This window comes from Moorena sp. SIO1G6, from assembly GCF_010672795.1.
Classification (GTDB): domain Bacteria; phylum Cyanobacteriota; class Cyanobacteriia; order Cyanobacteriales; family Coleofasciculaceae; genus Moorena; species Moorena producens.
The window spans coordinates 1-10577 of the sequence record NZ_JAAHFZ010000029.1; the positions used below are offsets into that span (position 1 = coordinate 1).

A 10577-nucleotide genomic window follows, 5' to 3' on the forward strand; every position below is an offset into this window, starting at 1 on the left:
GATAAAGCCAGAACTCAATACCAATTCGCCGTAAAAGGCGGTTTTGTCAAAGCCTATAACAACTTAGGTCGCTTGCATATTCTGAACAACAAACCATCTTTAGCTATACCCCTACTCTTAAAAGGTTTAGCCAAGGCTGAGCAAGCCAGTATCAAAGTTAAATACGACCTGATGAAAAACTTGGGTTGGGCAAGGCTTAAGCAACAGCGCTGGTATGAAGCGGAGAAATTTATCCTGGGTGCTGTTTCTCTAGGAAGTAGTCAAGAAGGTAGTAAACGAATCTCTAATCGCGGTTCAGCCCACTGCTTATTAGCTCAGGTTTATCAAGGACAAAACCAGAAAACCAAAGCCCTGAACCAGTGGCAAAAATGTTGTCAATTCGGCTCAAGTGCTAATCCTGATGAGGATCTGTGGCTGGGCTTAGCTCATAAAAAATTAAAGGAGGACAATCAATCATGTGGTCAAAACAATCGAAAACCTTAATTGCCTTTGCACTGGGGCTAGGTGTGGCAGTTACTTTCATCAAACCTGCCCTGCCTCAAATACCAAGGTTTAACCTAATTATCGCCTTGGGTCCTCCAGGTGAAGTCAAATTCCAGAAGCCCAATTGGTCAAATTTTCAACCAGCTTCTATTGGTTCTGTACTCAGGGGGGATTATCAGCTGTTGGTAGGCTCAAATGCTACGGTTGAAGTGCTGTGTTCCAACTGGACAACCTGGAAACCTGAACCGGGAAAAACTTCCACCGTTAATGAAGGCTGTCCTGCCACCAGAGATAATAGAATAATTCACTCAGAGAATGATACCGCTCCTACTAGGGCAGCAAATAATCAAAACATTCCTTATCTATTAAGTCCGAGGAACACATCCTTACTCGACAACCGACCCACCCTACGCTGGCATCAGGTTGAAGGTGCAGAAAGTTATTCTGTTAGGATTCGTGGACAAGGATTAGATCTAGACTGGAAAACCAACAGTAGGGAGACAGAAATTCTTTATTCAGGGGAACAACCTCTACCACCTGGTTATTATTGGTTAATTGTTGAGACTGACAACGGTCAACGTTCTATAGACGAAGGGGTATTTGGTTTTCGGGTACTTGATAAAAAGAAAGCTACCACCCTATTAAAAGAAGTAGAGGAACTCCAGCAAAAACAGTTAAGTGAAGAAGCAAAAACCTTAGCCATAGCCCATTTTTACCTCAGCGAAGATTTGAAATATGATGCGATTGATATCCTCGAACAAAGCATCAAAGATGGGAATACTTTGGTAGCAACCTATCAACTGCTAGGGAATACCTACACACAAGTGGGGTTAAATCGACTGGCAAAGGAGCGTTACCTCAAAGGTTTAGAACTGGCTAAAGCAGCATCAGATTTAAACAGTCAAGCGGAAATACAAAAGAGTTTAGTAACTATCAGCTTAATTATTGACAGTAAAGAAGAAGCGTTACAATGGTTGGAAAAAGCCCAAGTTAGTTATCGGGCTTTAGGGGATGAATCAGAGGTGCGTCAACTAGAAGCGAAGAAAAGTAAAATTTGACAGGCGGTTCTGGATTTAAGGTATGGGGTATCGGTATGGTTTCAACTAAATCAAAAAGGCCAACAATTTGGGCAACAGCTCTAGTTAGTTTGATCTCAGTAGGGGTAATTACGCCCCTGACCACGGTGGGACAAACTACCATTGCCCAACAACAGGAGTCAGGACAAGAACAACTAGCGAAAGCTAAGCAACTGAATCAACAAGTCATTGAGCTTTATAAGCAAGGGAAATACTCCGAAGCGATTCCCCTCGCCCAGGACGCTTTGAGAATTCGAAAGCAACTGCTGGGGGAGGAACACCCAGATATAGCTACCAGCCTGAATGATCTGGGGTTACTCTACGATGCAATGGGAAGGTACGAACAGGCGGAACCCTTGTTAAATCAAGCTTTGGAGATGAGGAGACGGTTGCTGGGAAAAGAACACCCATCTGTAGCATTAAGCCTCAATAATCTGGCGGAACTCTACTATTCAATGGCAAGGTACTCAGAAGCAGAACCCTTGTATACCCAAGCCTTAGAGATGAGGAAACGGTTGCTAGGGGACGAACACCCTGATGTGGCGATCAGCCTCAATAATCTGGCGGGACTCTACTATTCAATGGGAAGGTACGAACAGGCGGAACCCTTGTATACCCAAGCCTTGAACATGTATAGACAGTTGCTGAGGGACGAACACCCATTGGTGGCTAGCAGTCTCAATAATCTGGCTTTACTCTACAAATCCATGGGAAGGTACGAACAGGCGGAACCCTTGTATACCCAAGCTCTAGAGATGAGGAGACGGTTGCTGGGGAAGGAACACCCATCTGTGGCTACCAGCCTCAATAATCTGGCGGGACTCTATCGTGCCATGGGAAGGAACCAACAGGCGGAACGCTTGTATGACGAAGCCTTGGAGATGAGGAAACGGTTGCTGGGGGATGACCACCCATCTGTCGCAACCAGCCTCAATAATCTGGCTTTATTCTACGATTCAATGGGAAGGTACTCAGAAGCGGAACCATATTATAACCAAGCTCTAGAGATGAGCAAACGCTTGCTGGGAGACGAACACCCTGATGTAGCAACTAGCCTGAATAATTTGGCAGCACTCTATTATTCAATGGGAAGGTACGAACAGGCGGAACCCTTGTTAACCCAAGCCTTGGAGATGGACAGAAAGTTGCTGGGGGAGGAACACCCTTCTGTTGCTACCAGCCTCAATAATCTGGGGGGACTCTACAAATCCATGGGAAGGTACGAACAGGCGGAACCTAAATATACCCAAGCTTTGGAGATGAGGAGACGGTTGCTGGGTAACGAACACCCATATGTGGCTACCAGTCTGGATAATCTGGCTATTTTACATCACAGTCAAGGAAACATTGACCAAGCCCTAGAGTTTCTGGAAGCAGGATTAGACATCCTTGAACTTAACCTGGAACGTAATCTTGTCGCTGGTGCTGAAAAGCAAAAACAAGCTTACGTCAAAACCATCTCTGGAACAAGAGATAGAGCTATTTCTCTACACCTAAACTCAGCTCCCGATAATGAAAGAGCAGCTGGTCTAGCGTTAACAAATATCCTACGTCGCAAAGGTCGTTTACTGGATTTCTTGACCCATAGTCAGCAACTGTTGCGTAAACGCTTAGATTTCCAAAGCCAAAAATTACTAGACCAACTAAACAATACTCGCACCCAACTCGCTAACCTCACCTACAACCCACCCGATAAGCTTTCCCTGAAAGAATATCGTAATCAACTCGATGAATTAACCAATCAGGAACAAAAACTAGTCGCAAAAATTAGTCGGCGCAGTCGTGAATTTGCCCAAATCAATCAACCAGTCACCATCGAAACTATTCAACAACTGATTCCTGAGGATACGGCACTGGTAGAATTTGTAGAGTACAAACCCTACAATCCCGAAGAGGATAGTTTTGGTAATCCCCGTTATGGGGTCTATGTACTCCGTTCTCAAGGCTTACCCCAAGGCCTTGATTTAGGGGAGGTAGATGCTTTGAAACCTCTGTGGGAGATACTTGAATTATCCCTTAAAACCGAGGATCTTACCATCGCTGAGGTAAAACAAGCAGCCCGCAAGGTGGATGAGAAGCTGATGGCGAAAGTCCGTCCTTTGTTGGGAGATAGCCGCAGGATTTTACTGTCTCCAGACAGCTACCTCAACCTCATCCCCTTTGAAGCTTTAGTGGATGAAGACAACCGTTATTTAGTAGAAAGCTATGGTTTTACCTACCTTACTTCTGGTAGGGATTTACTGAGATTATCCAATCCCAATCCCAAGCTCACCCAACCAGTACTTTTGGGAGCACCAGATTTTGAGAATTCGGCTCAAATTAGTGCCCTTGGGGAGGAAAACCAGATAGTAGCAACCCGCAGCTTACGTTACTCGCATCCTTCTGAGTTGGGCTTACCGCCTTTACCAGGTACTGCTGATGAAGTAAACGCGATCGCCCAGATGCTTGCTGTGGAGCCGTTGTTGGGTGCTAAAGCTAATGAAGCAGTATTAAAACAGGTTACTCGTCCGAGAATACTACATATTGCTACCCATGGTTTTTTCCAACCGAGACCTAATTCCGAAGATGAGGTAATTTTAGGGGATAATTCCTTACTTTGGTCAGGGTTAGCATTAGCAGGAATTAAGACTGATAAGCCAGACAATGATCTAGAAGATGGCATCTTCACAGCCTTAGAAGCAACGGGATTAAATTTATCAGGTACAAAACTGGTGGTGTTATCAGCCTGTGATACTGGCTTAGGCAATATCAGTGCTGGGGAAGGAATATATGGGTTGCGTCGAGCGTTGGTAATTGCCGGGTCAGAAAGCCAGGTAATTAGTTTGTGGAAAGTGGATGATCGGGCTACCAAGGATCTAATGGTAGCTTATTATCAAGCATTGCAGGATAACCAAGGGCGTTCTGAGGCTTTGCGAAGGATTCAGTTGCAAATGTTAGGGGGTGGAGATTATCACCATCCCTATTATTGGGCGAGTTTTATTCCTTCTGGGAATTGGCGTTCTATGGCTGGGGAATAGGGAGTAGGGAGTCGGGAGTTGGGAGTCGGGAGTAGGAAAATAGGGAGGATCCCCTAAAATTAGGATGGTAACAAAGCATAACAAGAGCGTTATTTTAGGGCGTTATGGTAAAAAATGCGATTTGATTGGGATAATCACAAAAGTCAACTTCTGAAGCGAAAGAGAGGATATTCGTTTGAGGAAGTCGCTACTATCTTGGCTGGCGACTATGTAGAACGAATGAAACAAGATGATCCTGCACAATTTATTGCCATTGGTTTTCTGGAAAATTCTCTTTTATCGGTCATTTATGAAGTGCGTTATGATGATGAAGGGGAATATATATGGTTAATCACGTATTGGAAAAGTACCAAAAGGGAGAGAGAAATTTATGAACAATATTTCTATTGAAGAAATTGAACAAAAAATTGAAGCAGGAGAAGAGGTTATAGACCGCTATTTTGACTCCACAACAACAAGAGTCGGAACACGCCGTCAGATGACTTCACGAAGAAGACAGGATATAGAAACCACAAAGGTGGAAATTCCTAGCCCTATGCTCACCGAACTCGATAAAATGGCAAAAGAACTCAACATTAGCAGATCTGCTGTGATTAAAATGATGCTAAGACGTGCCCTTGACGAACATTATCTTGCTAAGAAGCAGATGAAATTATAAATTTAGTGCCTTCGCTTTTAGCGGCTCCAAATACGATTATATAGCAATTATCATAGCTATGAGGTACACGATTTAGGGATTTTAGGGAACAGGGAACAGGGAACAGGGAACAGGGAGCAGGGAACAGGGAACAGGGAAAAACCCTGTCTACCTGATTACTAGGATAATGGTTAGAGATTATAGGTTAAAATCATCGGGATTTATCCCTTTCGCTTTTAATTGCTCCAACAATGCCTTCATGCGAGTTCGTTCAAGCTCTAAAGCTTGCTCCGCTTGTTCTGCCCGTTGGCGTTCTTGTTCTTTTGCCAGCCTTTCGAGCTCTGCCTGTTGTTGAGCCATATCTCTTTGCTCACTAATTTCCAAATAGCTAGCAAAAGGCTCACCATTGGGATAATAGAGTACCAATTGAGATGCTACTAACTCAAAGGTAATTCCTAAACGGGGACTAACCCAACCTCGCATCTGAGGGATGGGTTCTAGTTTTTTTCCTGAACGCAACCAGCCTTTCAGTTTTGTCCGATCTGGGTCATAGAGATAGTACTCTTCTACCCCATGGGTCTGATAAAACTTGAGTTTCTTTTCTTCTAATTCTTTGATGGTATTGGTTTCGGAGGCAATCTCAAAGGTGACTTGGGGATTAAGGTTATCTTCAACCCAAGTTTTATAAGAACGCCGATGCCCTTTCGGTCTACCGATAACTACCATTACATCGGGGGCTTGGTTGATTTTGGGTTGTCCTTGTATTGGATACCACAACAAATCCCCAGCAACGAATACATTGGGTTCATCTTTGAAGTGGACTTCCAGGCCATACTTAATGGTGGTAATTAGTTCAAATTGAAGGGTATTGTCGGCCATGGGTTTCCCGTCACTTTCGGGATAGAAGATATCATCGGTGGTGGGAGTAATTTGCTGAATCATAGGAAAAATTTTCACCAAATACTGGAAGCCTATTCTATCTTATCACACCCTATAAAAAACTACCATTTTAACAGATTTTTTGTAAAGCAAACGTGTTATTATTTAATTGGTGCTTGATCTTAGATTCAACAACTAAGGGATGTGTGATGTTTAATTATAGCAATCTCCCCAAGATTTTCTCTTCAATCTCTTGGAAACTATCTTTGGTACCGGTCTCTTCTGTTCTCTTGCTCCTTGGTGCTTGTCAGAATAGTCAAACGATCAACCAAACAGTCAACCGAGGTTTAGAAATTCGCTTTCTGGCAGGGAGTGACTTAAAAGATTTTTGCGATCGCGCTGCGACCAAACTCAATAACTCCCAGCCTAAACTAGAGGATGGTACTCCCTTTTATCTAACCTGCGATACTAAAGGAAGTGGGGATGTGGTCGATGAAGTTCTTAATCTTACGCAACAATTGCAATCCGGTGCGATCGCTCCTGAAGATTCCCAATTTCCTACTTTAATTTCTGTGGATGGGGAAATTTACCAGAGTCAGCTGATCTTCCAGATTAATAAAATTTTTCCAGGACAGAACTATATCCCAGATTTAACTGAATCACCTCTGCTTGCTTACAGTCCGATGGTTTTTATGACCCAAGCTGATTTAGCCGGAGGTTTAGCAGCAGTGGACGATCTCTATGTTTCCTTGGTAGAGGCGAAAAATCACCAGGATCTAGACTCCAAAGCGGCTCCTTTACCAATAACTTACGTTCACACTGCTCCAACCCGTTCCAATTCTGGCTTGCAAACCCTAGTGGCTCAATTTGCTTCGGTTTCCGGTAAGCGTCCTCAAGAACTCACCATAGCCGATGTTAAAAAATACCAAGATCGGGTTCAGAAAATCCAAAACAAAATCACCCGTTACGGCAAATCCACCGGATCTTTAGCGAAATCGATGGTAAAAAACGGTCCGTTTTGGGCTTCTGTGGGCTCTGTCTATGAATCTTTAGTGATTTCTGCCAACAGCCAAGGTAATAATACGGTTAACTATCAAGCGGTTTATCCTTCCGCTACCTTCAGTTCCAACATCCGCGCCATCCTCCCCAATGCCCCATGGGTGAGTGAAAAAGAGAAAGCAGCAGGGGAAAAAGTTATTGAATTCCTACGGCAACCAGAAACCCAAAAAATTGCGGTAGACTTGGGCTTACGTCCGGGGATTCCAGGGGTGCCCCTTGGCAGTAAGTTTTCCCCTCAATTTGGGGTACAAGCTAATCCTCAATACGATTCCTACCGTCCTCCTAAACCGGAAGTGGTAGAAGCGATGTTGCAAAGTTGGCAAAGCTACGCCAAAAAACCTTCCCAAGTTGCTTTAGTCGTAGATGTTTCCGGTTCTATGAGAGGTGAGAAACTCTCGGGTGTGCAGAATACGTTACTGAACTACGTGCAGAATCTCGGTTCAAGGGAAAAGATAGCAATTATTCCTTTCAGTAATGAGATTAAGCAGCCATTTATGGTGGAAGGAACACCCCAAGGAAAAGCTGAGGGGATAAAATTTATCGGTAGTCTGAAAGCTGGGGGAGGAACTCGATTATATGATAGTGCTATTTTTGCTCGGAACTGGTTAAAACAAAATTTTAAAACAGACGCGATTAATGCGGTGTTGATTTTGACCGATGGTCAGGATTCTGGCTCAGAAATCACTCTCGATAACCTCTCAAAACAATTACAAAGCAGTAACTTTGAAGCGGAGGAAAGTATTGCTTTTTTCACCGTCGGTTACGGCAAACAAGGAGAATTTAGTCCTAAAGTCCTGCAAACAATTGCTGAACTAAATGGGGGCTATTATCGTCAGGGCAATCCCGAAACAATTTCTAATTTAATCGCAGATTTACAAGTTGAGTTTTAAGTACAGCAGTTTTCAATTGGGTGAGGTACAGATTCTTGGGTTTTAGGGAACAGGGAACAGGGAACAGGGAACAGGGAAAAAAATTTAGATGTACCTCATTAAAATAGTTAACCATATATAGTTAAAGTAAATTATCAGTCGCTGATTACCGATTACTAAACCCATGTTAACCTTTGCAAATCCTCTTCATTATCCCCTAGCGGTCTTAGCAGGAGGTGTAGTCCTGGCGATCGCAGTACGAGTTGCTCGACTTCCGAGCCCCATTGCTATTCCCCTAGCAGGAGTGGTCACGGTGGCTAGTGCCACTGTTCTTAAGCAAAAGGAAAGTCAACCACGCCCGACCCTACAAAACCCTGCTTTGGAAAGGGAATTACAACAGGTACGACAACAGGCTCAACTGATTGCTCAAAAAGCAGAAAGCCTGCGCTCAGAATCGGAAAAACTTGCCCTTGCTACCACCGAAATGGAGCTACTTTCTACTATTCAATTCGCATGCGATCGCGCTTTGGAATTACCCAGCAAAATTGATCAATTCTCCCAACGTCTCCATGGTACAGACTCCCTGCTTTCAGTAACCGATTTACAGCAGCAGTTGCAAGAGGTAGAAGCCAAACAAAATAATAGTTCTGGAGTCGCTAGGCAACAATTACAACAATTAGCGACCAGCTTAAACCACAACATTACCCTTGCCCGACAAGGGGAAGATGCCAGACAAGCCCAGGTGATTGCTCTAGCTACTTTGATTACCGATACAGCAGGAGTTCTACAACAGTTGCAGAATAGCCTGCGGACAAGCAATTTACAAGATGCCCAAACAGTGGAAGAATTGCGCTCCCTCAGTACGGAATTGGCAGGTTTTCAAGACAATATGGCTCTTTTCCTATCTTAACTTGATGGATAATAATTCATGGATAATAAAACCACTAAAACAATTACCTCCCTGGGGATTATCGCTGTTTCCCTAGGCATTGCCTACGCTCCTTTACCAGCGTTACAACAAACCCTTTATGTGGTCACTGGAACAGAATTGCAAGAACCCCTTGCTGTTCTGGAACAACGTTTTGAAGAAACCCATTCTAATATTAACATCGAATTTAAATTCCAAGGCTCCCAGGAATTAGTGAATCGCTATCTCGATGAAAATAATGATTTTAAACCGACAATTTTAATTCCCGCTAATGGGGTTTTGTTGAATGAGTTAAGCGTCCGTTGGCAAGCCCAAAACACTAGTGAACCTTTTTATGATAACCCCCAACCCATTGCCAAAACCCTCTTAGTAGGTATTGCTTGGCCAGAACGGGGAGACGTTCTGTTTCCCGATGGTCGTTTTCAATGGTTAAGACTGGAAAATGCCATGAAAAAGCGCAATTGGCAGGAGATTGGAGGCAATCCTAACTGGGGTAGTTTTGACTTTGTCACTACGGATCCTAATCGTTCCAATAGCGGACAACTGACCTTAAGTCTTTGGACACAGAGTAATTCTGGGGGCGCAACCTTATCCCCAAGTAATTTTAATGGCCCGGAAATTCAATCTCTGTTCGGTTTAGTAAAGCGGTCTATCTATCAACCGCCACGGTCAACGGACACTCTATTGCAAGAGTTTATTACCCGTGGCCCCAATGAGGCAGATGTTGCTACTGTCTATGAAAGCATTGCCCTGTACCGTTGGCAACAGGCAGCCCAGACTCAAAGCAAGCCCTATCAGATTTATTATTTTAATCCCACCATTGAAACGGTTTCCACCGCAGCCATTGTGCGCAGAGATGTAAACTCGCAACAGGTAAAAGCAGCACGGAAATTCATCCAATTCCTGACAGCTCCAGAACAACAAAAAACCTTTGTGCAATACGGTTTTCGTCCTGTGCTTGGGGGTATTGATTTGCAATCTGTCTCCGGCAGTCCTTGGACAAAAGGTATACCCGGTGCAAAAACTGACCCTAATTTAAAAACCTTAGCACCACCAAATTCTGAGGTGATTGGGGAAATTCAACGGATGTGGAATCGGGTGGAGTAGGGAGTCGGGAGTAGGGAGTCGGCAAGAGGCAAGAGGCAAGAGGCAAGAGGAACCCACCCCTAACCCCTCCCAGGAGGGGAAGGCAAAAGGCAAGAGGCAAGAGGAACCCACCCCTAACCCCTCCCAGGAGGGGAAGGCAAGAGGCAAGAGGCAAGAGGAACCCACCCCTAACCCCTCCCAGGAGGGGAAGGCAAGAGGCAAGAGGCAAGAGGAACCCACCCCTAACCCCTCCCAGGAGGGGAAGGCAAGAGGCAAGAGGCAAGAGGCAAGAGGGGTGTGGGAAACCCCCTGATGAAGGCGCTGCATCGCTATTCCCTATTCCCTGTTCCCTATTCCCTGTTCCCTGTTCCCTGTTCCCTGCTCCCTGCTCCCTGTTCCCTGTTCCCTATTCCCTGTTCCCTGTTCCCTTTCCTATATATCGATTAATCTTTCTTAACAAAAAAGGTACCCGCAAGGGTACTGTGAAACCTGTATCAGGTCCAATAGTATATAAAGACGCACCAGTACAGAGTTGGTATAAAT

General features: G+C 44.4%; 10 protein-coding genes and 1 pseudogene. 9 read left to right on the plus strand and 2 right to left on the minus strand.

Features of this window, described 5'->3' with window-relative positions:
- The 5 genes and pseudogenes from F6K63_RS23465 to brnA all read left to right on the plus strand — a co-directional run.
- Positions 1-483, plus strand: a pseudogene (locus F6K63_RS23465) (tetratricopeptide repeat protein); the annotation flags it as partial.
- Complete coding sequence (locus F6K63_RS23470; RefSeq protein WP_287313236.1) at positions 456-1541, plus strand: hypothetical protein; 1086 nt, start codon at positions 456-458, stop codon at positions 1539-1541. The pseudogene F6K63_RS23465 and the gene F6K63_RS23470, both read left to right, overlap by 28 nt.
- A gap of 35 nt (positions 1542-1576) precedes the next feature.
- Positions 1577-4576: a CHAT domain-containing tetratricopeptide repeat protein gene (locus F6K63_RS23475; RefSeq protein WP_287313237.1), complete on the plus strand. Its 3000-nt coding sequence runs from the start codon at positions 1577-1579 to the stop codon at positions 4574-4576.
- 114 nt (positions 4577-4690) lie between these two features.
- Positions 4691-4966, plus strand: a complete 276-nt coding sequence (locus tag F6K63_RS23480) for a BrnT family toxin (protein ID WP_287313238.1) — start codon at positions 4691-4693, stop codon at positions 4964-4966.
- Positions 4947-5234 (plus strand): type II toxin-antitoxin system BrnA family antitoxin, encoded by a 288-nt coding sequence (brnA, locus tag F6K63_RS23485; protein WP_287313239.1) that lies wholly within the window; start codon positions 4947-4949, stop codon positions 5232-5234. Before F6K63_RS23480 ends, brnA begins: the two co-directional genes overlap by 20 nt.
- A 177-nt stretch (positions 5235-5411) precedes the next feature.
- Here the strand turns inward: brnA and F6K63_RS23490 are convergent, their stop codons facing one another.
- A complete protein-coding gene (locus tag F6K63_RS23490; protein ID WP_287313272.1) occupies positions 5412-6155 on the minus strand; it encodes a Uma2 family endonuclease in 744 nt (247 codons plus the stop codon).
- Positions 6156-6301: 146 nt separating this feature from the next.
- Here F6K63_RS23490 and F6K63_RS23495 point away from each other — a divergent pair, with 146 nt between their 5' ends.
- From F6K63_RS23495 to F6K63_RS23505, 3 genes are all read left to right on the plus strand, one after another.
- Entirely contained in the window at positions 6302-8041 is a 1740-nt protein-coding gene (locus tag F6K63_RS23495) for a VWA domain-containing protein (protein ID WP_008189721.1), read from the plus strand.
- Between the two features lie 163 nt (positions 8042-8204).
- Positions 8205-8930 (plus strand): hypothetical protein, encoded by a 726-nt coding sequence (locus F6K63_RS23500; protein ID WP_008189722.1) that lies wholly within the window; start codon positions 8205-8207, stop codon positions 8928-8930.
- A gap of 18 nt (positions 8931-8948) precedes the next feature.
- Positions 8949-10055, plus strand: coding sequence for a substrate-binding domain-containing protein (locus tag F6K63_RS23505; protein WP_071104013.1), 1107 nt, complete (start codon positions 8949-8951; stop codon positions 10053-10055).
- Here F6K63_RS23505 and F6K63_RS23510 read toward each other — a convergent pair.
- Positions 9993-10361 (minus strand): hypothetical protein, encoded by a 369-nt coding sequence (locus tag F6K63_RS23510; RefSeq protein ID WP_271969197.1) that lies wholly within the window; start codon positions 10359-10361, stop codon positions 9993-9995. The two genes, F6K63_RS23505 and F6K63_RS23510, sit on opposite strands and share 63 nt — an antisense overlap.
- Between F6K63_RS23510 and F6K63_RS23515 the strand changes: the two genes are divergently transcribed.
- Positions 10347-10481, plus strand: coding sequence for a hypothetical protein (locus tag F6K63_RS23515; protein ID WP_267875591.1), 135 nt, complete (start codon positions 10347-10349; stop codon positions 10479-10481). The two genes, F6K63_RS23510 and F6K63_RS23515, sit on opposite strands and share 15 nt — an antisense overlap.
- Positions 10482-10577 lie beyond the last annotated feature (96 nt).

What these genes read in the sequence shown, in the direction of transcription:
- F6K63_RS23470 (WP_287313236.1), top strand. Translation starts at nt 456, where the DNA reads ATGTGGTCAAAACAATCGAAAACCTTAATTGCCTTTGCACTGGGGCTA.
- F6K63_RS23475 (WP_287313237.1), top strand. Translation starts at nt 1,577, where the DNA reads ATGGTTTCAACTAAATCAAAAAGGCCAACAATTTGGGCAACAGCTCTA.
- F6K63_RS23480 (WP_287313238.1), top strand. Translation starts at nt 4,691, where the DNA reads ATGCGATTTGATTGGGATAATCACAAAAGTCAACTTCTGAAGCGAAAG.
- brnA (WP_287313239.1), top strand. Translation starts at nt 4,947, where the DNA reads ATGAACAATATTTCTATTGAAGAAATTGAACAAAAAATTGAAGCAGGA.
- F6K63_RS23490 (WP_287313272.1), bottom strand. Translation starts at nt 6,155, where the DNA reads ATGATTCAGCAAATTACTCCCACCACCGATGATATCTTCTATCCCGAA.
- F6K63_RS23495 (WP_008189721.1), top strand. Translation starts at nt 6,302, where the DNA reads ATGTTTAATTATAGCAATCTCCCCAAGATTTTCTCTTCAATCTCTTGG.
- F6K63_RS23500 (WP_008189722.1), top strand. Translation starts at nt 8,205, where the DNA reads ATGTTAACCTTTGCAAATCCTCTTCATTATCCCCTAGCGGTCTTAGCA.
- F6K63_RS23505 (WP_071104013.1), top strand. Translation starts at nt 8,949, where the DNA reads ATGGATAATAAAACCACTAAAACAATTACCTCCCTGGGGATTATCGCT.
- F6K63_RS23515 (WP_267875591.1), top strand. Translation starts at nt 10,347, where the DNA reads ATGAAGGCGCTGCATCGCTATTCCCTATTCCCTGTTCCCTATTCCCTG.
- F6K63_RS23510 (WP_271969197.1), bottom strand. Translation starts at nt 10,361, where the DNA reads ATGCAGCGCCTTCATCAGGGGGTTTCCCACACCCCTCTTGCCTCTTGC.